The sequence below is a fragment of the Longimicrobiales bacterium genome, from assembly GCA_029245345.1.
Lineage (GTDB): Bacteria > Gemmatimonadota > Gemmatimonadetes > Longimicrobiales > Gaopeijiaceae > CALFPJ01.
Map to the genome: position 1 here is coordinate 283,863 of JAQWPM010000021.1, position 21,403 is coordinate 305,265.

The 21,403-nt window shown below is 61.1% G+C and carries 19 protein-coding genes; 4 read left to right on the forward strand and 15 right to left on the reverse strand.

Annotation, left to right across the window (positions count from 1 at the left end; all coding sequences use genetic code 11):
- Position 1: 1 nt before the first annotated feature.
- From atpD to P8L30_12370, 9 genes are all read right to left on the reverse strand, one after another.
- Positions 2 to 1,432: a F0F1 ATP synthase subunit beta gene (gene atpD, locus P8L30_12330; GenBank protein ID MDG2240981.1), complete on the reverse strand. Its 1,431-nt coding sequence runs from the start codon at positions 1,430 to 1,432 to the stop codon at positions 2 to 4.
- Positions 1,433 to 1,445: 13 nt separating this feature from the next.
- A complete protein-coding gene (gene atpG / locus P8L30_12335) occupies positions 1,446 to 2,306 on the reverse strand; it encodes an ATP synthase F1 subunit gamma (GenBank protein ID MDG2240982.1) in 861 nt (286 codons plus the stop codon).
- A 28-nt stretch (positions 2,307 to 2,334) separates the two neighbouring features.
- Entirely contained in the window at positions 2,335 to 3,900 is a 1,566-nt protein-coding gene (atpA, locus tag P8L30_12340) for a F0F1 ATP synthase subunit alpha (protein MDG2240983.1), read from the reverse strand.
- 32 nt (positions 3,901 to 3,932) lie between these two features.
- Positions 3,933 to 4,508, reverse strand: coding sequence for an ATP synthase F1 subunit delta (atpH, locus tag P8L30_12345; protein ID MDG2240984.1), 576 nt, complete (start codon positions 4,506 to 4,508; stop codon positions 3,933 to 3,935).
- Entirely contained in the window at positions 4,505 to 5,095 is a 591-nt protein-coding gene (gene atpF, locus P8L30_12350; GenBank protein ID MDG2240985.1) for a F0F1 ATP synthase subunit B, read from the reverse strand. Before atpF ends, atpH begins: the two co-directional genes overlap by 4 nt.
- Before the next feature lie 102 nt (positions 5,096 to 5,197).
- Positions 5,198 to 5,476 (reverse strand): F0F1 ATP synthase subunit C, encoded by a 279-nt coding sequence (locus tag P8L30_12355; protein ID MDG2240986.1) that lies wholly within the window; start codon positions 5,474 to 5,476, stop codon positions 5,198 to 5,200.
- 58 nt (positions 5,477 to 5,534) lie between these two features.
- Positions 5,535 to 6,461: a F0F1 ATP synthase subunit A gene (gene atpB / locus P8L30_12360; GenBank protein MDG2240987.1), complete on the reverse strand. Its 927-nt coding sequence runs from the start codon at positions 6,459 to 6,461 to the stop codon at positions 5,535 to 5,537.
- The gene (locus tag P8L30_12365; protein MDG2240988.1) at positions 6,462 to 6,830 is read right to left on the reverse strand and encodes a hypothetical protein; all 369 of its coding nucleotides are present in this window, start codon (positions 6,828 to 6,830) and stop codon (positions 6,462 to 6,464) included.
- Positions 6,823 to 7,122, reverse strand: coding sequence for an AtpZ/AtpI family protein (locus tag P8L30_12370; protein ID MDG2240989.1), 300 nt, complete (start codon positions 7,120 to 7,122; stop codon positions 6,823 to 6,825). The genes P8L30_12365 and P8L30_12370 overlap by 8 nt, the downstream gene beginning before the upstream one ends.
- A 282-nt stretch (positions 7,123 to 7,404) precedes the next feature.
- Between P8L30_12370 and P8L30_12375 the strand changes: the two genes are divergently transcribed.
- The 3 genes from P8L30_12375 (at position 7,405) to P8L30_12385 (ending at position 10,278) form a co-directional block, all read left to right on the forward strand.
- Entirely contained in the window at positions 7,405 to 8,412 is a 1,008-nt protein-coding gene (locus P8L30_12375) for a MoxR family ATPase (protein MDG2240990.1), read from the forward strand.
- 70 nt (positions 8,413 to 8,482) lie between these two features.
- Positions 8,483 to 9,736, forward strand: coding sequence for a hemolysin family protein (locus tag P8L30_12380; protein MDG2240991.1), 1,254 nt, complete (start codon positions 8,483 to 8,485; stop codon positions 9,734 to 9,736).
- Positions 9,737 to 9,774: 38 nt separating this feature from the next.
- Entirely contained in the window at positions 9,775 to 10,278 is a 504-nt protein-coding gene (locus P8L30_12385) for a gamma carbonic anhydrase family protein (GenBank protein ID MDG2240992.1), read from the forward strand.
- A gap of 155 nt (positions 10,279 to 10,433) precedes the next feature.
- On the opposite strand, the gene P8L30_12390 is transcribed toward P8L30_12385, so the two are convergent.
- The 4 genes from P8L30_12390 to P8L30_12405 are packed head-to-tail and all read right to left on the reverse strand — an operon-like array spanning position 10,434 to position 17,947.
- Positions 10,434 to 14,105: an FG-GAP-like repeat-containing protein gene (locus tag P8L30_12390; GenBank protein MDG2240993.1), complete on the reverse strand. Its 3,672-nt coding sequence runs from the start codon at positions 14,103 to 14,105 to the stop codon at positions 10,434 to 10,436.
- A gap of 2 nt (positions 14,106 to 14,107) precedes the next feature.
- Entirely contained in the window at positions 14,108 to 16,336 is a 2,229-nt protein-coding gene (locus P8L30_12395) for a CRTAC1 family protein (GenBank protein MDG2240994.1), read from the reverse strand.
- Positions 16,337 to 16,340: 4 nt separating this feature from the next.
- Positions 16,341 to 17,153, reverse strand: coding sequence for a prepilin peptidase (locus P8L30_12400; GenBank protein MDG2240995.1), 813 nt, complete (start codon positions 17,151 to 17,153; stop codon positions 16,341 to 16,343).
- Complete coding sequence (locus P8L30_12405; protein ID MDG2240996.1) at positions 17,150 to 17,947, reverse strand: RNA methyltransferase; 798 nt, start codon at positions 17,945 to 17,947, stop codon at positions 17,150 to 17,152. Before P8L30_12405 ends, P8L30_12400 begins: the two co-directional genes overlap by 4 nt.
- Before the next feature lie 23 nt (positions 17,948 to 17,970).
- On the opposite strand from P8L30_12405, the gene thiD reads away from it, so the two are divergent.
- A complete protein-coding gene (gene thiD / locus P8L30_12410) occupies positions 17,971 to 18,768 on the forward strand; it encodes a bifunctional hydroxymethylpyrimidine kinase/phosphomethylpyrimidine kinase (GenBank protein MDG2240997.1) in 798 nt (265 codons plus the stop codon).
- Here thiD and P8L30_12415 read toward each other — a convergent pair.
- Complete coding sequence (locus tag P8L30_12415) at positions 18,747 to 19,574, reverse strand: purine-nucleoside phosphorylase (protein ID MDG2240998.1); 828 nt, start codon at positions 19,572 to 19,574, stop codon at positions 18,747 to 18,749. The genes thiD and P8L30_12415 overlap by 22 nt on opposite strands.
- Before the next feature lie 23 nt (positions 19,575 to 19,597).
- On the reverse strand, positions 19,598 to 21,067 hold the full coding sequence (locus P8L30_12420; GenBank protein MDG2240999.1) for a nucleoside transporter C-terminal domain-containing protein: 1,470 nt from the start codon (positions 21,065 to 21,067) through the stop codon (positions 19,598 to 19,600).
- Positions 21,068 to 21,403: the final 336 nt, after the last annotated feature.

Genomic DNA, 21,403 nt, shown 5'->3' on the forward strand with positions numbered 1-21,403 from the left:
GCTAGCCCTCCTTCTCCAGGCGCTCGGCCTCTGCGATCACGCCGTCGATACCACCCTGCATGTAGAACGCCTGCTCAGGGAGGTGATCGAACTCACCGTTCGCGACACGCTCGAACGACTCGATCGTCTCGTCGAGCTTCACGTACTTGCCGTCGATACCCGTGAACTGCTGAGCGACGAAGAACGGCTGTGACAGGAAGCGAGCGATCCGACGCGCTCGCCCGACGATGATCTTGTCTTCCTCGGTGAGCTCGTCCATACCGAGAATCGCGATGATGTCCTGAAGATCCTTGTACCGCTGAAGGATCGACTGAACCTGCGTCGCCACGTTGTAATGACGCTCACCGACGAACTGCGGATCCATGATGCGCGACGAAGAGTCGAGCGGATCAACAGCGGGGTAGATGCCCTGCTCGGAGATCGCGCGCGATAGAACCGTCGTCGCGTCCAGGTGTGTGAACGCCGTCGCAGGCGCCGGATCGGTCAAGTCATCAGCAGGGACGTAAATCGCCTGTACCGAGGTGATCGAACCGGAAGACGTCGAGGTGATACGCTCCTGCAGTTCACCCATCTCGGTACCGAGCGTGGGCTGGTATCCGACTGCGGAAGGCATGCGGCCGAGCAGCGCCGACACCTCAGAACCCGCCTGTGTGAAGCGGAAGATGTTATCGACAAAAAGCAGTACGTCCTGGCCCTCAACGTCGCGGAAGTACTCCGCCATCGTGAGCCCCGACAAACCGACCCGGAGACGTGCTCCCGGAGGCTCGTTCATCTGACCGTAGACGAGCGAAGTCGACTCCAGAACGCCCGACTCCTTCATCTCGAGCCAGAGGTCATTCCCCTCACGCGTGCGCTCGCCTACGCCACAGAACACGGACTTACCACCGTGCTCCATCGCAATGTTGTTGATGAGTTCCATGATGATGACGGTCTTACCGACACCCGCACCGCCAAACAGACCCGTCTTACCACCCTTCACATAGGGGGCGAGGAGGTCCACGACCTTGATGCCGGTCTCGAAGATCTCAGTCTTCGGCTCGAGCTGGTCGAATTTCGGAGCGAGACGGTGGATCGGCCAACGCTCGACTTCAGCGCCCTCACCTCCGACCGGACCCATCTCATCAACGGGCTCACCGAGCACGTTCAAGATTCGACCCAGAGCCGGATCACCGACTGGCACCGAGATGGCGGAACCCGAGTCAACCACGTCCATGCCGCGGGTGACACCGTCCGTTGACGACATCGAAACGGCACGGACCTGGCTGCGACCGATGTGCTGCTGCACCTCGGCAACGACCTTGACCTCCTGCCCCGCCTCATTTGTCGTCGTGAGGCTCAGCGCGTTGTAGATGTCAGGGAGATGCTCGGCGGGAAATTCCACGTCGAGAACCGGTCCAATGACCTGAACGACCTTTCCAGTATTATCAGCCATGATGTCCTGAGCTTTACTCTAGGGCAGCGGAGCCACCGACTATCTCGGCGATCTCCTGCGTGATCTGGGCCTGCCTGGCCCTGTTGTATGTGCGCGTGAGGTGTTCGAGAACATCCCCAGCGTTGTCCGTAGCACTCTTCATTGCGGCCCGTCGTGCACCCTGCTCTGCAGCCGCGTTCTCCACCATAGCCGTGTACACGGCATTCCGGATGTAAGCCGGAAGAATCCTCTCGAGGATCATGTCCCCGCTCGGCGACAAGATATAGACGTCAGCCGACGCGGATTTGCCATCAGCCTCGATGGGCAAAAGGTCCCGCGTGTGCGGCGGCGTCGACATCGCCGACTTGAACTTCGAACTGACCAAGAAAACCGCGTCGACGTCGCCATTCTCGAAGCGGTCCCGCACAGGGGCCACCACCGACTCGGCGTCTTCGACTGTGGGATGGTCACCGATGTCCACCCGTGTCGTGAGCATCTCCTCGCCGCGGAAGCGGAAATAGGCGACACCCTTCTTTCCTGCGATGTGTAGCTCTGTTTCGATTCCCTTGCCGCGCAAATCCTCCATGAGGAGTCGCGCCTGCTTGATCAAGTTGGCGTTGAAGCCACCACAGAGACCGCGGTTCGCGGTCAGAAGTAGAACCGCCGCCCGCTTCGTCTCTTCAGGACGACGAAGAATCGGATACTTCTCTGACAAGCCTGGTGAATAGAGCCCACCCACAATCTCGTGCAACGCTTCCGAATAAGGGCGTGCCGCATGCACTCGGTCCGTAGCACGCTTCAGCTTCGAAGTCGCTACGAGCTCCATCGTGCGTGTGATCTGACGGGTGTTCTCCACCGTCTTGATCCTGCGTTTGACGTCTCTATCGCCGGCCACGTGTCGTCCTCGTTCTCGTTAGCGTGAACTAGGCCGACGCGCCGGCAGTTTCGTGCTCGGCGGCGAACGACTCGTTGTAACCCTCGATGGCCGCGACAAGCTTCTCGACTACGTCATCTGTCAGGGCACCGCCCTCACGGAGGTCATCGAGCACTTCCTGATGCTTGGCACCCATCGCCTGCTGGAAGCCGAGCTCCCACTTGCGGACGAGCTCGATGTTGATCTCGTCGAGGTAGCCATTGGTCACCGCGTAAATCACGGCGACCTGGTTCTCAACAGGCATCGGCTGGTACTGCGGCTGCTTGAGCATTTCGACCGTGCGCGCTCCTCGGGCCAACTGACGCTGGGTCGCAGCATCGAGGTCGGACCCGAACTGAGCGAATGCCTCCAACTCACGATACTGAGCCAGGTCCAGTCGGAGGCGTCCAGCGACCTTTTTCATGGCCTTGGTCTGAGCAGCACCACCCACCCGTGATACTGAAATCCCGACGTTCACAGCGGGGCGGACACCGGAGTTGAACAGGTCCGGCTCCAGGAAAATCTGACCGTCCGTGATCGAAATCACGTTGGTCGGGATGTAAGCGGAAACGTCACCACCTTGAGTCTCACTGATCGGCAAAGCCGTCAAAGAACCACCGCCCTGAGCGTCGGAAAGCTTGCATGCACGCTCAAGCAATCGGGAGTGGAGGTAGAAGACATCACCCGGGTATGCTTCACGTCCGGGAGGCCGACGGAGTACCAAGGACAGCTGGCGGTACGCCTGAGCCTGCTTGGAGAGATCGTCGTAAATGACGAGGGCGTGCTTGCCTTCCCACATGAAGTGCTCAGCAAGCGCAGTCGCGGAATACGGCGCGATATACTGCATGGGCGCCGGCTCGGAAGCACTCGACGTCACGATAATCGTGTAGTCGAGCGCGCCGTGCTCACGGAGCGTCTCCACGACACTGCGGACCTTACCGGCACGCTGGCCGATGGCGCAGTAGACGCAGATGACGCCGTTGCCCTTCTGGTTGATGATGGTATCGATCGCCACAGCGCTCTTGCCTGTACCGCGATCACCAATGATCAGCTCGCGCTGACCACGACCGATCGGGATCATCGAGTCGATGGCCTTGAGTCCCGTCTGCATCGGTTCGCCTACCGGCTGCCGTGCCACGATGCCCGGAGCGACGATATCGATCTGGCGGTTGCCGGCGATCCCATCAATGGGACCCTTCCCGTCCACCGGGTTTCCGAGCGAGTCGACCACCCGGCCGAGGTAGCCTGGGCCCACGGGAATGTCGAGAACGCGCCCCGTGCGGCGGACCTGATCACCTTCGTGCAGGCCTGCCCATTCACCCATGATCACAGCGCCGATGTTGTCCTCTTCGAGGTTCAACGCCAAAGCCGTTACTGGGTCGCCGCCGTCGGACGGGGTGATCTCGAGCATCTCTGACGCCATTGCCTTCGTGAGGCCGTAGATGCGTGCGATTCCGTCCTTTACCTCGAGGACTTCACCGATTTCTTCGGCCTGGAGATCCTCCTCGTACTTCTCGATCTCGTTGAGGAGGACGTCCTTGATTTCGCTGGCGCGAAGCTGGGAGTCGTTGGCCATCTTCTATTCGGTCCTAAGTGTAGGGATCGGGATCAGGCTTCGGCGGCACTAGCGGTCGCTTCCGGCATGTGTGCCTGTAGCATCTTCCGCCGCATGCCTTCCAGCCGCCTGCGAACCGATCCGTCATAGATCGTATCACCGGTGCGAACGAGCAGTCCCCCCAAGATTTCCGGCTTAACCCGGATGTGAGGGATCGCTTCCTTACCGAAGGCCTTAGACAGCCCCTCGGCGATCATCTGTTTGGTGGATTCATCCACCTCCCGCGCCACAGTCACCTCCACATGCTCTCGTCCCATATGGGCATCGAGCAGGAGGTTATAGGCGCTGGAAATAGCCCGAAGCAGACGCTGACGCCGTTTGTCGATCGCAACCATCACAAAGTTCACGACATGCTTGGGCAATGCGTCACCGAACGCGCTTCGGACGACGTCCTTCTTGTCTCCATCGTCAATACGCGGAGTCTCCAGGAATGCCCTAAACTTCGAGTCCTGGTTGATCAAATCCGCGACCGTGTGAAGGGCCTGGCCATACTGCTCCAGGCCGTCATTACGGTGTGCGAGCTCGAACAGCGTCTCAGCATAATTCTTGGCGACGGTTTCGTCTCTCACGCCTCGGCTCCCTTGCCGAGCTCGCTCAAATACTTCTCAACGAGCTCGCGGTCTTTGGCCTGGTCGAGGTTCTCCGACATGAGCCGCGAAGCCGCAGCCAGTGCTAGTTCGACAGACTCCTTCCGAAGCATCTCGAGCGCTGCATCTCTTTCCCGCTCGATCTCGGAGCGCGCGCGCTCCACGATGGCCTGCGCTTCTGCACGGGCCTTCTCTTCGATGTCCTTGCGCACAGACTCACCGGCCGCCTTCCCTTCGGCGATCAGATCGTTGGACTGACGACGTGCGTCGGCCAACTGAGACTTGTGCTCCTCCAGCAACCGCGCGGCCTCTGCATTCTGATCCGCAGCACCATCGATCGCAGCCTGAATCCCCTTTTCACGGGCATCCACGGCTTCGAGGATCGGGCCCCAAGCATACTTGCCTAGGACGAACACCAAGGCGCCGAAAACCAGCAGCGTCCATGTGCTCAGACCCGTATTGATGTCGAAGAGACCTCCGCCACCTTCTCCGCCGCCCTGTGCCCAGACTGTGCCTGGGAGGGCGACCAACAAGGCGAGCGTGGCCGGCACTATCCGACTCGCTCTCATAATCGCTCCATCCGTTCTTCTGTGGTCGCGGCCACCGCTGTTGCCGTCAGTCGACGGAAGCGGCAGAACCGGCTGAACGACCGCCTGCGCGGCCGAAAAGACCTAGAAGAACTTGTAGAGGATCGTGATGACGAGACCGAAGAGCGCAGCGCCCTCGATCAGCGCAGCCAGAATGATGGCGGCCGTCTGAATCGTGGCGGCTGCCTCAGGCTGACGTGCGATACCCTGCGTTGCGCCTGCGCCGATCTGACCGATGCCGATACCGGCGCCGATGACCGAGAGACCGATGCCGATCCCGGCGCCGAGCAAGCTCAGGTTGTTCTTGGCGGTGTCGGCGTCGAGGGCCGCGTCCTGGAACACAGCCAGCATTGCGTCGAGCATGTCGATGCTTCCTTGAAAAATTGTCGTCTTAACGACTGGTTGAAATCACAAACTGCACTTAGTGCGCATGCCTAATGAGGCCAATGAAGACCGCAGTCAGCATCGCAAAGATGTAGGCCTGCAAGAAGGCCACGAAGACCTCCAGGAGCATAATCCCGATAACCATCGTGACCGAGGCCGCCGCTACACCACCGGCGATCACAGCTCCACCACTCGCAAACATGAAGATCATCCCTAACAGGGACAGGACGAGCGTGTGCCCGGCCAACATGTTCGCGAACAAACGAATCATCAAAGCGAACGGCTTCGTGAGCTTCCCGAGAAATTCCACCGGGGTAAGAATCACGAGCATGATCGCCGTCCCCACCGGATTGAGCCCCGGCGGGGCGTAAAAGATCGTCTTCATGTAACCCTGGAACCCTAGGGCGCGCATGCCGGAGATCTCTACGACGATGAAGGTGACCAGGGCCAAGGCGCCGGTGACCATGAAGTTTCCACTGGCCGCTGAACCAAAGGGAACGAGCCCCAAGAAGTTCATGGCCAGAATGAAGAAGAACAGCGTAAGGATATATCCAGTGTAAGCATCGGCTCCATGGCCGATGTTTCGCCGGACCACCTCGTCCCGAAAGTAGAGGACGAGAGCCTCCATGGCATTCGCCAGCCCACTCGGAGCGCGATCCTTGTACTTGCCCTTCATAGCCCGGCCGATCGGCAGAAACACGAACAACAACAGGACGGCGGACAAGAAGAGGAAGACAATGTGCTTCGTAGGCGACAGATCGAGCGTGAGCGAGCCGATGTGAATGGGCTCCCAGGTGGGGAGATGCCAAACAAAGCCCCTACCCAGGACCTCGAACTCGATCTCCTTACCGTCGAGCAAATGGTGCATGAGCATGCCCTGCAGGTCCGGCGGAGTCCCCTCCGCCGCCGGCGCGTATTCCTGCGCGCCACCCTGAAACATGCTGAGCATTCCTAAGAGCTTCATCTAAGCCGTTTCGCTCGGCTCGGGCTTGAAATACATCGGCTCGAGCATGAGAAGTCCAAAAAAGAAGCCTGCGAGGGCTAAGAGCATCGGTACCGCTCCCTCAACACTCGACCGTATGGCATAAACTGCCACCGCCGCGACCACCAGCATCCGAAGCAGTGTCCCACCCACCCACGCGGCCAAAAAGCCGTTCAACTGACCGCGGAAGCGCAACAACGCCCATAACGCGGTCACTTGGATCGGGAGAGCAACCGCACCCGCGATAACAACTCCGCGGCGCCCTGCCGGATCCAAAAATGGCCACGACACGAGTGTGACGAGCGCAACGAAGCACAGCCCAGAGACTGCGTACTTTGCAGCCTTATTCATGCGAGTCTTTCTTCCGCAACTTGGGTTCGATCACAATGTGGTAATAGAGACTATAGAATCCAGCACATGCTCCGACAAACGCTCCCAGAAGCATCAGGAACGGCCCCGTGTCGAGCCTAGAGTCCAACCACGCCCCCACGCCCAAAAAAAGAAGGACCGAGAGTGCCAACTGGAGTCCGTGTCCCATGAATTGCCCAGAGGCTCTCATGATCTCTCGAGGGTCACCCCCCCGCTGGTCTCCTGCCAAGTCCAACTCCTTCACTGCTGACAGATACGCACACAGATAGAGCACGCTACCCGTCATAGCCAGGATAAATTACCGCTTGTGAAAAAAAGCGCAAGCGCGATCTAGGCCGAGACCAAGGGACGAATGGGGCGCTTGACTACTGGAAAATCCCAGGCCTATCTTCGCGTCGGCCCACACCCCGCCGCAGCCCGAGGATCCTAGCACTTTTCTACGGATCAGTGTCAGGTGAATTGAGTATCTTTGCTCCCTACTATATCAACCAGTTTTTCGGTGTCGCACGCCAGCGAGTCACCGGATGCGTCGGCCCACAGGACAGGCATGACCACAATGTCAGACACAGCACTCGTCGACCGCGACATCGAACTACTCGAACGGGTAGCCGAGGTTTCGGAATTGATGCGCCGCGAGGTCAGTCGGAAGATCGTCGGACAACACGAAGTCGTAGACGAACTTTTGAACGCCCTGATGGCCAACGGGCACGCGCTGTTAGTTGGTGTCCCGGGCTTGGCGAAGACGCTCCTCATCCAGACTGTGGCAGAGGCTTTGGATCTGAATTTCAGTCGCATCCAGTTCACGCCTGATCTCATGCCTACGGACATCACGGGTACGGAAGTCATCGAAGAAGACCGAACCACCGGAAAAAGAGTCTTCCGGTTTGTGAAAGGACCTATCTTCGCGAACATCGTCTTGGCGGACGAGATCAACCGGACGCCGCCCAAGACGCAGGCTGCCCTGCTAGAGGCGATGCAGGAGCGTTCAGTGACCGCCGCCGGCGACACATACCAACTGAGCCCCCCGTTCTTCGTGCTCGCCACGCAGAACCCCATCGAGCAGGAAGGCACGTACCCTCTTCCGGAAGCTCAACTCGACAGATTCATGCTCGAGCTGCCGATCTATTATCCGACGAAGGACGAAGAGGAAGAGATCGCCATGAAGACCACGGGGGCGGAGCAAGACGAGATCCGACCGGTGATCACGGCGGAAGAACTGATCGAATTGCAGGGACTCGTGAGGCGAATCCCCGCTCCGCCGTCGTTGGTGTCGTTCGCGGTGCGCCTCGCGCGCTCGACGCGCCCGGGGGCCGACGCTGCCAAAGTCTGTGCAAAATACGCAGCATGGGGAGCCGGACCGCGTGCTTCTCAATACCTCGTCCTTGGCGCCAAGGCTCGTGCGGCCTCGCGAGGTTCGGCCATCCCATCGTATGATGACGTGCGCGCGATAGCACCCGCCGTTCTCGCCCACCGCGTGGTCTTGAACTTCGAAGCCGAGGCGGACGGTCGTAAAACACGTGATGTAATTCGGGAGCTCCTCGAGGAGAGCCAAGGTTGGACATAGGTCGCGATTCCGGAGGGCCTGACCACCCTCCGAGTAGAAACCGCAGGGCCGATGCGACAGGCGGAGGCTCATGACGGGTATGGTGCTAGGCCTCATCGGGCTTTTCCTCTTGCTGTCCGCACTTCTCACCGCGGCTGAGACGGCCGCGTTCCAGATCGGCTCGTCCCGGCTTCGTACGCTCCAAGAAGAAGGTTTCGCCGGCGCCGAGGCCCTCACGGAGGTTCGCCGACACGCAGCGCTCGTAGGGTCCAGCGTGCGGCTAGCGACGGGAGTGCTGAACCTCACTGCAATGGGAGCGGGCATTGTGACCGGGGCATGGACCCTCGGGAACGGCAGCCCCTGGGTAAATCTCGTGGTTGGGGTTCTGTTCGTGCTCGTTGGCGGCGATATCGCCCCGCGCCTGATCGCGGCTCGCAATCCGGTACGGTTGGCGCTGTCCTCGGCGTCGGGCCTCCTGGCCCTGACCCGCGTGACTCGATTCGTCGCGGTGCCCGTGTCTCGCCTTGAGGAGGCTTGGGTCGGACGCGGTGATGAGGACGTGAGCACCGAAGAGCGAGAACTCCGCGAAATCCAGGAGATCGGCCAAGAAGCTGGAATCCTCGAGGAATCGGAGAATATCTTGGTCGAGCGAGCCTTTCGACTCGACGAACTCGCGGCTTGGGACGTAATGGTCCCGCGCGTCGACATCTTCGCATGGGAGGAAGAGCTCGTCCTCAGTGACATCCACGATTCGCTCGCCGATGTCCCTTATAGTCGGGTCCCCGTGTACCGCAACTCAGTGGACAACGTCACTGGCATCGTCTACGTACGTGAGGTCTACGAGCGATTGGCGAACGGGCAACGAGACGTGAAACTCAGCGAACTGTCGCGAGACCCGTTCTTCGTGCCGGGCTCGCTGTCGTGTGCCCAGTTGCTCCGGGACTTCCAATCCCGACGGATCCACATGGGTATCGTTGCCGACGAATTCGGTGGCACGGATGGTCTCGTCACGTTGGAAGACGTGGTGGAAGAACTCGTTGGTGAGATCCACGACGAGACCGACGTCGCAGAACAAGGGGTGGTTCGCGTTTCCGACTTCGCCGTTGAGTGCGATGCAGGGGCCGACGTGCGTGACATCAACGAAGCACTCAGCGTGGCACTTCCGAAGGTCGAACATCGGTCACTTAATGGTCTCATCCTGGAGGAACTGGGCCACGTCCCTCCTGAAGGTGAGACCTTCGAGCGCCACGGTGTCCGCATCGACATCATCGAGGCTTCAGAGACTCAGGTTCTGCGCGCGCGTGTGACGCGCCTGCCCACCGTTACAGGCCCAGACTCGGACTGATGGCGCTTCTCCTGCCTTTCAATGGTAAGTCTCCGCAGGTGCACTCTTCTGCGTTTCTGGCCCCAACCGCAGTTCTAATCGGAGACGTCACGATCGGAGAGAACTCGAGCGTTTGGTTCGGGGCGGTGCTGAGAGGAGACGACCCGGATAACGGGATCATCGTCGGCGCACGCACGAGCGTCCAAGACAACTGTGTGGTGCACGTGGGTGCCTGGCAGCCGACCGTCATCGGGGCTGACGTGACGGTGGGGCACGGCGCGAAATTCGAGAGTTGTACGATCGGGGACCGGACCGTGGTGGGGATGAACGCGGTCATCCTCCAACGCGCGACGATCGGTGAAGAATGCCTGCTCGCCGCTGGCACAGTTGTTCTCGAGGGCGCGGCGATCCCGGCCAGAAGCGTCGTGGCAGGAGTGCCCGGCGTGATTAAGAAGACGCTGGAGGGGTCCGCCGCCGAGTGGATCGCCGGCGGAGGGGGACACTACGTCGAGCTGTCGCGCGAGTATCTCGCCCAGGGCATCCAAGGGGATGCATGTGAATGAAGCAGGGCCAGTGAAGAGCAGCGGAGCCCAAATGGGAGTTCCCTCTGGCCCTCCCCCAACGTGCGACCTGTGCGGCGGTCCAATGATCGACCGGCATTGCAAGCTGGTGTGCAAGGACTGCGGGTATCAGCGCGATTGCTCCGACCCCTAGCGGACTAACCCGCGGGCTCTCGTACCTCGATCTCAAAATCCCCGTCGGAAAGCACTGCCTCCGACACCGCACCTCCCGGCCAACGCACTTGGAGTGCGGTCGCGCCGGCTCGACCGCCAAGCACCTGGGTGGCACCATCGACGGACCAATACCCAGAGCCAAGCCGAACCTCACGAGCCGGGCCCATACGATCCCCGTAGACCAGTCTAATGGTGGCCCCGATAGCCCTTGGGTTCGCCGCTGCCCCCAATAGCCTCACGCGGAGTCCGACCTCGGCACCCCGGTTCCGGAACAACCGCAGAGCCGCGCCGTTCTGAGCGACAGCCAGGTCGACTCGGCCGTCACCGTCGAAGTCGGAGAATGCCGCCCCTCTGGCATCACCCCAAACGTCAACACCCGAGACCTGCCCAGGAACCGCTGTGAGCCCACCCGCACCATCGCCCCGGAGCCACAACCCGCGCCCACTGTCCAGCCGCGGCGCGTCGGTCTCCGTGGGAAAGAAGTTCTGACCGAGAAAGACATCTTCCGCGCCGTCCCCGTCCAAGTCCGCGATTGCTACTGCGAAAGCGGGCGCGAACTGCGCCTCCACGGGGAGAGGCACCGACTCGAAATGATCACCTTTGTTGAGGAAGAGCGTGTGGTCGTATGTCGTCGCTTGGTATCGCCCCGCTCTCTCCAGCGACTCGCCGAAGAGTTCATCCATAGTCGCTTCCGAGTATGCAGCCACACTCTCTACGATCTGACTCAGCCGAGGGACTCCGGCCGCCAGGCGAGAGAAACGGTCCAATGGCATGAGAGGCCCACCGTTCGTTTCGCTCTGTGCACGAACCACATCGAGTGACCCATTTCGGTCCATGTCCCCAAAGTAGAGCACCAGAGGGTGATCCGGCCGGGGAGCGAATCGTGTGTTCCTTCCCCAGTTGGTGGCCACGAAGTCCATGCGCCCATCTCCATCCAAATCACCGGCCGATATCCCATTCCATCGACCCGTCTGATTCAAGCCCCACTCCGGGCCCGCCCTCTGGAAGCGACCTCCTTGGTTCATGAGCAAGACGACCGCGCCCCACTCCACCGCGGCCAACAAATCCGGGTCGCCATCTCCGTCCACGTCAGAGAACGTCGCCGCCGACACCATGCCCAAGCGACCAAGGACCGATGCGTTTTCGCTGTCCTTTGCGAAGGTCCCCGACTCGTTGAGGAAGAGCCGCGAGCTCCCCGCTAGGGGATACCCCGCAGGCATCACCCGCCCGCCGACGAACAGGTCGAGATCTCCGTCCGAGTCCACGTCAGCGGCGGCCATGGCGCCGATGCTGGTGGTGTCGGGTCCAATCACCTCCTGGGCACCGCCATCCGGCCCGAGGGCGACAACGGAGGGCAGGCTCAACGCCATGCTCGGAGAGTCAGACTCGTAGCTGGACTGCCCCACCAGAATCCTGGAACCGCCCCTCTCGTCCGGAACCGGAAGCGCTACCGTCTGATCCCCGGCAGCCGGGATACTCCATCCCTCCAGCGGGGTGAAGGCGCCTCCAACATTGCGAAACACCGCCATGCGTCCGCCCCGCCCCGCAGGAGCAAGGAGGTCTTCCGCACCGTCACCATCCACGTCGTACCACGTCACGCCCGGCCCGAGTCGAGACATTTCGTTTGGGAGTAAGGCTTGGCGCGCTGCGTCATCGTACTCGGATTCGAAATGCGCGTGCGCCAGGAGGTTCGAGACGTCTTCAAAGTGCTGGCCACTGGCCATTTCTTCGACAGGCGGACCGACGCCGACGATCCGCTCTGTCGCAGTCGACTGGTCGATCTCATAGGCCCGATCAGCCCTGACGTCATCGATCTGGGTCACAGATCCATCGCGCCAGATGACTTCGATCGTGTGCCCGGAACCGGGTTCCGCCGCGAACGTCAGCGTAGGCCCCGAGCCGGACAGGTACATGCCCCCGGACGTCACCTCACGGGACTGGGCCGGCACGCCATCTCCGCTCAAGCGCACGACCGCGCCAACCCCACCAGTGTTCGGCGCTCGTCCGCTGAGCTGAACGGCGACCCGCGGAGATGTGCCGCTGTTTCGCAGCAACAGAGGCGGGGCATTCAGACGGGTGACCACCACATCCAGGTCACCGTCCAAGTCGAAGTCGGCGGAGGCCAGGCCGTGGGAAATGTCGCTTGAGGGTGCGAAGCCCCACTCGTCGGTCATCTCCCCAAACGTGAGATCGCCGCGATTCCGCAGCGCTCGATTCGGTTGCTTGAGTGCCGGAAACAGGAGGAACTCCTCCCGCCAGTCGTATTCGAGTGTCCCCAGCCGCCGCTGGGTGTCCGCATCCATGATGTCCCAGGTGTGACCCGTTGAGACGAGGATGTCCTCGAAGCCGTCCAAGTCCACGTCAAGGAACATCGTCGCCCAAGACCATCCGGTCGCCTCCACACCGGCCATCTCGGAGATCTGCGCAAACGTGGCATCACCGCGGTTGAGGAAAAGCGTGTTCCGCATCATCTGAGGGCGGTCGTCGATCATCCCGAGCTGCTTCGGGAGTGCGGTGTGCGTGGGCACCTGTCGCATGCGCAGCGACCGCTGCCGGCTAAGCATATCGACCTCGAAAAAATCGACATCTCCATCTCGGTCGATGTCTGCGAAGTCTACAGCCATTCCCGCGTTGCTCGTGGCTCGGAGAGACAACCTCGGGGCCGCTCGGAACGACCCATCACCCTGATTGATCCAGAAGTGGTCGGGATCCTCGAAGTCGTTCGCGACGAACAGATCTGGAGCACGATCTCCGTTCACGTCGTAGAAGCGAGCCGTCAGCGCAAACAGGTCGGGTTCTTCTTCCAAGCGGCGTCCATCCGGATCCAAGAAAGCTCCTGAGGTGAACGACACTCGCTCGAAGGTGCCCAGGCCGTCGTTCAGGTAGAACGCGTCGGGTTCAGCGCGTTGCGTGTATACCACTGCGTTCAGGTCCGGCCGCTCGACCACACGGAAGTCCTGCTCCAGACCAGGCGCCACATGGAAACCTTGCTCACCTTCCTGGACGATCGCGTCGAAGGTGCGCTCTTCCGGCGAGTACACGTCCATCGCCGAACGCAGCTTGTAGTTGGCGACATAGAGATCTAGGTCACCGTCTCCCTCCACATCTGCCAGAGTGAGCGTGGTCGACCCGAACGATTCACTGGGATCTCCAATCGGGCGTTCACTGAAGACTCCGGCCCCGTCGTTCACAAAGAGGGCGTTCCCTTGCCCGAGAGCTGTGAGCAGCAGGTCGAGGTCCCCATCACCGTCGACGTCCGCCAACACTGCGCCCGTTGAAGACCGATCGGCTGCCTCTACACCCGCGGCGGCCGACACGTCCTCGAAGCGCCATCCACCGACGTTCTTGTACAGAGCGTTCGGGCCATCCAGACGTGCAAGAAAGACATCGACCAACCCGTCCCCATCCACATCTCCGAGTGCCACGCCAGATCCGTGAGTAAGGTGCCGATTTTGAAGCGCGTCCTCCTGCCGAACCGCATTGATGAAGTCAATGCCTGCACGGCTGAGGTCCACCACCTGGAAGCCGGCACTGCCCCTTCGAGGGACCACGACCTCTCGCCACCGGTATCCGTCTTCGACGTGCCATTCCGGAAGCGGCGCATCCCCGCACGCCACGGTTCCGAGCACTAGAAGGAGTCCTGCTACGCGGCGCACAATCAATTGCCCGCTAGGGATCTACCTAGGGCAAACGGCTGGGCCTCGACGCGTTCTAACGTGGGGGCACCCTCTACCACCCGGTACACCGAGTCCATCTCCACGGCCTCGAACCGCTGAGTCTCACCACTTACCGGCCAGTCGATTTCGAGCGATACGATCCGGCTGGCAGCACCAATACCGATCTCGAGCTGCAAGCTGTTCGCGCCGAAGCTCCCTCCACCGGTCACACGAGAATGTACGGTTCGCTCACGCCCCCCTCCTTCTACCGTGACTCTCACCCGCGCCCCAATCGCTGCCCGGTTCGAGCGAACACCCTCGAGGCGTAGCGTAAGCCACCGACTCTCATTTCCTGGATTTTCGAAGAGCGCGTTGCGCGCGCGATCCGCCTGTGTCGCCCCTCCCATGTTGACCAGTATGTCTTGGTCGCCGTCGTTGTCCGCGTCACCAAACGAAACGGCGTGCCCTTTTTGCAGATGGCCAAAGCCCCCCGTGGTGGTGACCTCTTGGAAGAGGGCTCCTTCAGCGTTCCTGAACATCCGATTCGCCATCATCGACTCGTATGCCGGATCACCAGTGGCCACATAAAAATCGGGATAACCATCTAAATCGAGATCCCCGTAGTTCGAGCCCATGACGTACTGGACGCGTTCTAGTGCCGCCGCCGCAGTGGCGTTAGAGAACGTTCCGTTCCCCTCGTTGTGATAGAGCCGAGGTGGTGCACCGTCGGACTCCTGTCCTAGGATCTCCGCAGCTATGTCAGAGACCTGGGCCCGATATCCAGAGACGTAGAGGTCCAGCCATCCATCATTGTCATAATCCCAAAACCAGGCAGGGAAACTGGTCTCCGGCTCAGTGACACCTGCCGACTCCGAAACATCCACGAACAGACGTTTGCCAGCTTCCGTCACATCGTTGCGAAACAGTCGATTAGTGGCCCCCAACAGAGACACGAAGAGATCGAGATCGCCATCGTTGTCGATGTCTCCCCACGTGACCCCCTTCACAAAGCCAACGACGTCCAAACGCATCTCACGGGTCACGTCCGAGAATGTGCCATCACCGCGGTTTCGAAAGAGTTGGCTCCCGTCCCTCCGCCCAGGAGATGCCTCGTTCCCAATGAAGAGATCGACCCATCCGTCGTTGTCGAAATCACCCCAATCGGCCGTTTGCGTCGAGAATGCATCCAGAAGCCCTGCAGCCTCCGTGACATCGACAAAGGTGCCGTCACCACGGTTACGAAGAAGTGAATTAGGCTGGCCATAGGAGAGCCAGGCACCGCGCAGAACGAGGATGTCCAGAAAGCCGTCGTTGTCGAAGTCGGCATGTTTCATGTTGAGTCCGCCGACAAACCCGGTAAGCCCGGCAGCCTCTGTACGGTCGGTGAAACCACCCGAACCGTCGTTCTCGTGATAGCGCATCTGGTCCTCGAGCAACCAGCCCGACGTAACGACATCCAAGTCTCCGTCGCGATCGAAGTCGTCCAGAATCGCTCCGCCTGCATGCCCCACGTCGTCGATGCCGAGCACGCCTGATACATCCGGAAAGCGGTCCATCTCGTAGTCGTCTCGAAACGACTCCAGCGGAACCAACCAACGCGGCGGGACTCCCTGTGGATATTCGCCCAGCAGCATGTACGCAACATTCAAAAGCCAGCGATTCTGAAGATTGTCCGGGTCCGACGACAGGAGCACCTCGAGGCGTTCGGCAGCGGCGTGTCCAGGAGCATCATCCGGACGACTGGCCATCCCTGTGACAGGCACCAAGCAACGCGACACCTGTGATTGAACCACACAAGCTTCCTGCTCTTCCCATTTCAGCAGTGCCATCGCCTCGAGGTCCGCGATGACGCTTCGGAACTCCGGTGGCACTCGACCTCCTTGTCCATCGATGTCGTGGAGCAAAGAAGCGAGACTGTCCGCAGCCTCAGCGAAACGCCCGGAATACACGAGTTGCTCTGAGAGCTGGCCTCGGTAGGTCATTTCCCCTTGAAGCCCCCCGTCGGGACCGCGCGCGGCCAACGCTGCAACTCGGGCCTCATTGGCGAAGGGACTTTGTCTGCGGTCGAGCCCGTTCGCGAGATCGGACAACCGCTGAACCATCTCGGCGCTTCCATCCCGCGCCTGCGGCGGGGGCTCTCCCGCAGAGCATGCGCCGATCAAGAGCAGCGACCCCAGGAAAGCCGCGCGAACAGCGGGCTTCCCGCGTGCGTCGAGAGGAACTCGGCTCATGCGGTCAACCGGGCAACCCGACGACCTGGGTGAGGTACCACCCCACCATCAGGTCGCCCCAGCCGTAAACGATCGCGGCCGCTGCAGCGAGGAAGACGCCGAGGGGAATCAAACGCTTGGAGAATGACGCGATTGGGCCAAACACCATGAGCGCTAGAATCGACCCCAAGAAGATCGTGAGGCCCACGCCCCACACGCCCACAAAGGCGCCGACCATCATCATCATCTTGATATCGCCACCGCCCATCGCTTGATCCACACCCGCCTCTTCCAAGCGACCCGGCCACACCTTCTTGATGACCCACGTCCCGGCTAACCCTACGAACCACAGAACGCCGTAACCGACAACTGCCCCGATGAGGGACTCGAGCCATTCGATTCCTCCCGGGAAGGACGCCATCCCAAAGCCGATCACCGCCCCGCCTAATGAGAACTGATCTGGAATGATGAAGAAGCGCGCGTCCGAAACTGCGATGCCGAAGAGTATCGTGAGGAAAACCGCCCCCCGAAGCGCTTCCGGCGTGGGGCCATGCGCGGCGAACACACCCGCCCACATGAGGCCCGTCGCAAACTCCACCAACGGGTACTGCACGGAGATCGGCTCTGAACAAAACCGACATCTACCCCGCAGAATCACCCAACTCAGCACGGGAACATTGTCGAACCACTGGACGGGTTCGAGGCACTTCGGACACCTCGATCCTGGCGACACAATCGATTCGTCGATCGGCCAGCGCAGCGAGCAGACGTTCAGAAACGACCCTAACAACAGGCCGAACAGCCCCGCCACGACGGCTACGAGCCAACCTTCGATCACCCTTTGTACTCCTGTGTCAGCTCAAAAAGAAGGACTGCTCCTGCCATCCCCACGTTAAGGGACTCCGTGGCGCCGGGCATGGGAACCGATACTACCCCCGCAGCAGCTTCTAGGATCTCAGGCCTGACACCGGCTCCCTCATTTCCCACCGCAAGTGCGAATCGTTGCCGCTCCCTCCATTCCCGCACGCTTCGTCCTGCACTGTCCGCGACCAAGACAGGTACGCCCTCCTCACTCAGCGCCGGCAGCACTTCTTCCCATCTCGCGTGAACCACAGGCATGGTGAAAACAGCGCCCGCCGAAGCTCTTACTGCCTTGGCACTCCAGACGTCCACAGTGCCGTCGAGCGCGATCACCCCGTCCACGGCAAAACCACGTGCCGCTCGAACGAGGGTGCCGACGTTCCCCGGGTCCTGGATCGCGTCGAGTATCAAGCAACGCGAAGCTTGCACAACTTCAGAGAGATCCGTGACCGGTTGTTTCACGACCAGCAGCACCCCCTGATGATGCTCCGTGTCCGACAACTCACTCAAATCACGATCGCCGACCTCGACGAGCTCCGCGCCGGAGTCACCTAAGATATCGGCCAAATCCTGCCCCCCGGTCAGCTCACCGAGGCGTGGGGTCGTCACAGCGAAGCGCACTTCCATACGCGCCATCAAAGCCTCGCGGGCCGCTCGCACGCCCTCGACCACAACGAGTCCCTCTCGGACTCTGCTCTTCCGCGTCCCTAACCGACGGACCAAACGGCTACGCTCTTGGCTCAACGCCATCACTGCACCAACCTTCCGCATCGTCCACCCTCGTCCGACCACGTATGATCGAACCACAACTGCCTGTCGCGCTCACCATCGCTGGAAGCGATAGCGGGGGCGGAGCCGGCATTCAGGCGGATCTCAAGACGTTCCACCAATTTGGTGTCTTCGGGACATGCGCCGTCACTGCGATCACTGCTCAGAATACGGTCGGGGTCCAGTCGATCCACAGCGTGCCTGTTTCCGAGGTCCGAGCCCAAATCGACGCGGTGGTGACGGACCTGCCACCTCGAGCGTTCAAGACCGGCATGCTGGGGTCCCTCGAGTTGGTGCATTCGGTCGCCGCCGCCATCGACGATCACGACCTCCGCGCCTACGTCATGGATCCCGTCATGGTCGCGACGAGCGGCGATCGCCTCCTCCCCGAAGAGACGGAGTCTGCGATCGCCGAAGTCCTGCTCTCGCGAGTCGCCCTGGTCACGCCGAACCTGCAAGAAGCTGCCGTCTTGTCCGGGGGCCCCGTCACCTCGCTGGCGGAGATGGCGGCGGCGGCTCGCCTGCTCGTCGATCGCGGGGCTGGAGCCGCCCTGATCAAGGGTGGACATCTGGACGGTGACGCCGTCGACTTGTTCTGGGACGGTGAGACCGAACGCATCTGGCGGCGAAGCCGCATCGACACGGTCCACACACACGGGACCGGGTGCACCCTTTCCGCTGCAATCACTGCGGGGCTGGCTACCGGAAACACCCTGGAAGGCGCAGTCGATCGCGCAATCCGGTTCGTCTCCCGGGCGATCCAAACCGCTCCCGGCCTCGGTAAAGGCCACGGGCCTGTGAATCACTTCGCGCCCACCGACTGAGAACAAGCAGCCAGGGCTTCGGCAACGCCGGAAATCACGCCCCCCAGGCGAGCGCCCATCTGTTGTCCAACCTCGATGACCTGGTCGTGCCCGATGGGTTCCTGACTGAGACCTGTCCCCTTATTGGTGACCATTGAGAATGCCATGCAACGGACGCCAAGCGCACGCGCGGCGATGACTTCGGGCACGGTGGACATCCCCACGACGTTCGCCCCCATCAGTGTCAGCATTTTGACTTCAGCGGCGGTTTCGTACGAAGGCCCGAGCACGGCTGCGTAGATCCCGCTCGACAAGGCCACGCCCAGACGCTCCGCCACCTCTCGAGCCAAGTCCTGCAACTCACGATCGTACGGCCTGCTCATGTCGGGGAATCGTGTCTCGCCCTGCTTCACAGGTCCGATGAGAGGATTCGTGAACATCATGTTGATGTGGTCATCCAAAAGGACGAGATCGCCCGGCCCGAGTTCTCCGTCGATGCCTCCCGCGGCGTTAGTGAACACCATCACCTCAACCCCGAGAGCCGAGAGCACGCGGACAGGCGCGACGACAAAGTCCAAGTCGTGTCCTTCGTAGGCGTGATAGCGACCCGCCTGGAGAAGCACCCGCGTACCGTCTAACGATCCCGCCACGAATCGACCCGAGTGCCCCTCGACTCCCGAAGGCACGAAACCAGAAAGGTCTTCGAATGGAATCGTGACCGGGTCTTGCACTTCATCAGCGAGATGATTGAGGCCCGAGCCAAGCACCACTGCGATACGTGGCACCGTCACCAGGCGCCGACGAAGCTCTTCGGCTGCTGCCCGCACCTGGATGCCAGCGCGTTCGGTGTTCAGAGAATCATCCCGGCGACTGTTGCCGTCATGAAGGCTGCAATCGAGCCGGCTACCATCGCGCGGAGTCCCAACCGAGACAGATCGTGCCTGCGGGACGGTGCGATCCCCCCGATCCCGCCGAGCTGGATCGCAATCGACGAGAAATTGGCGAAGCCGGAGAGCGCGTACGTGGCGATGATAATCGACCGAGGCTGCAAGGTATGCTCGCCTCCCAAGGTGGCCGCGAGTTGGAAGTAGGCGAAGAACTCGTTGAGAACGGTCTTCACGCCCATGAGCGAAGCCACAGCAGGCGCGTCTACCCAGGGCACACCCATCAGCCAAGCAAGCGGTGCGAGCACCCAACCCAGAATCAACTCGAAGCTCAACGCCTCGAAACCGACCAAGCCACCGAGCCAGCCAAGCATCCCGTTCATCATGTACACGAGAGCGATGAACGCCAGCAGCATCGCGCCGACGTTGAGCGCGAGATAGAGCCCCTCGGACGCTCCCCGAGCCGCCGCGTCGATGACGTTGACGTCCGGCCTCTCGATGTCGATCTCGAGCGTTCCGGCGGTTTCCGGCTCGCCGTCCTCCGGATACATGATCTTGGCGATCACGAGCGCGGCCGGAGCGGACATGACCGAGGCGGCCATCAGGTGTCCGGCGATGTCCGGAAAATACGCGATTAGGATGCCGACGTACGCAGCAAGCACTCCACCCGCGACTGTGGCAAACCCTCCCGTCATCACCGCCATCAATTCGGAATTGGTCATGCGATCGACGAAAGGTTTGATAAGCAGCGGCGCCTCCGTTTGACCGACGAAGATGTTGCCCGCGGCCGAAAGGGTCTCGGCGCCTGACGTCTTCATGGTTCTTTGCATGACAAACGCCACGCCCTTCACGGCGACCTGCATGACGCCGATGTGATACAACACCGTCATCAGCGACGAGAAGAAGATGATCGTCGGCAGAACGTTGAAGGCGAACATCGCGCCGGTATTCGCGACTCGGCCCGGCGTCGCGACAAAAGCGCCTGAGCCCGCGACGCCAACCGGCACGTTGTTGTACACCAGGTTACCGAAGATGAACTGCGCGCCATCCACAGTGAAGCCGAGCAGGGCAACGACGATGGTATTCATGAAATCAAAGACTCCCTCACCCACGGGCGTCTTCAAAATGAACACAGCAAAAACGAGTTGAAGAGAGATCCCCCAAATCACCACGCGCCAGGAGATGTTCTTCCGATTCATACTGAAGAGCCAGGCCACCCCTACCAGTGCCAGAAGGCCGAGGATCGACCTTAGCCGCTCGAGCAACGGCGTCCCCAACGATCCCTGGGGCACACTGATCTGAGGCGCCGCCTGAACGACGGCTGCCGTGGCGAGAGGATCCGCGGTACCGGCCCCCAGAGAATGCCACACACCCGTGACCATGAGGACGGCTGCAGCGCACCAAAGAGCGGCAATGGAGAGTCTGGGTCGCTTCATGTGCTGCGGTCCCGAGCCTCGAGGATGGATTGCGATCGCCGCGCAATATCTGCGCGACAGTGCCTCACCACCAGCCACAGCCGCCGAGTCGCTCCGAGCGGGCCCGCGCTTCATCCTGCCTTAATCGGCGCCCCTCCATCATCAGATGGGGGCAAGGCGCTGCCATTTTGGCAGTTGTGCCGCGATAAATCCGCCATACCGGCGCATATTGCGGCGCTTTATTCGGCATAATCATTGCACTTCTTGCGCCGTAATGCGGAGGCAGCAATCTCGCAGATTTCGCCGGCACCACCGGCGCTTTCACACAGATCATCGTCCAGGACCGCCCCGGCGCCT

Bases quoted from the DNA above. Each gene is read 5' to 3' on its own strand.
- atpD (MDG2240981.1), bottom strand. From the start codon at position 1,432: ATGGCTGATAATACTGGAAAGGTCGTTCAGGTCATTGGACCGGTTCTC.
- atpA (MDG2240983.1), bottom strand. From the start codon at position 3,900: ATGGCCAACGACTCCCAGCTTCGCGCCAGCGAAATCAAGGACGTCCTC.
- atpF (MDG2240985.1), bottom strand. From the start codon at position 5,095: ATGAGAGCGAGTCGGATAGTGCCGGCCACGCTCGCCTTGTTGGTCGCC.
- P8L30_12355 (MDG2240986.1), bottom strand. From the start codon at position 5,476: ATGCTCGACGCAATGCTGGCTGTGTTCCAGGACGCGGCCCTCGACGCC.
- atpB (MDG2240987.1), bottom strand. From the start codon at position 6,461: ATGAAGCTCTTAGGAATGCTCAGCATGTTTCAGGGTGGCGCGCAGGAA.
- P8L30_12365 (MDG2240988.1), bottom strand. From the start codon at position 6,830: ATGAATAAGGCTGCAAAGTACGCAGTCTCTGGGCTGTGCTTCGTTGCG.
- P8L30_12375 (MDG2240990.1), top strand. From the start codon at position 7,405: ATGTCAGACACAGCACTCGTCGACCGCGACATCGAACTACTCGAACGG.
- P8L30_12380 (MDG2240991.1), top strand. From the start codon at position 8,483: ATGACGGGTATGGTGCTAGGCCTCATCGGGCTTTTCCTCTTGCTGTCC.
- P8L30_12395 (MDG2240994.1), bottom strand. From the start codon at position 16,336: ATGAGCCGAGTTCCTCTCGACGCACGCGGGAAGCCCGCTGTTCGCGCG.
- P8L30_12405 (MDG2240996.1), bottom strand. From the start codon at position 17,947: ATGCGGAAGGTTGGTGCAGTGATGGCGTTGAGCCAAGAGCGTAGCCGT.
- thiD (MDG2240997.1), top strand. From the start codon at position 17,971: ATGATCGAACCACAACTGCCTGTCGCGCTCACCATCGCTGGAAGCGAT.
- P8L30_12420 (MDG2240999.1), bottom strand. From the start codon at position 21,067: ATGAAGCGACCCAGACTCTCCATTGCCGCTCTTTGGTGCGCTGCAGCC.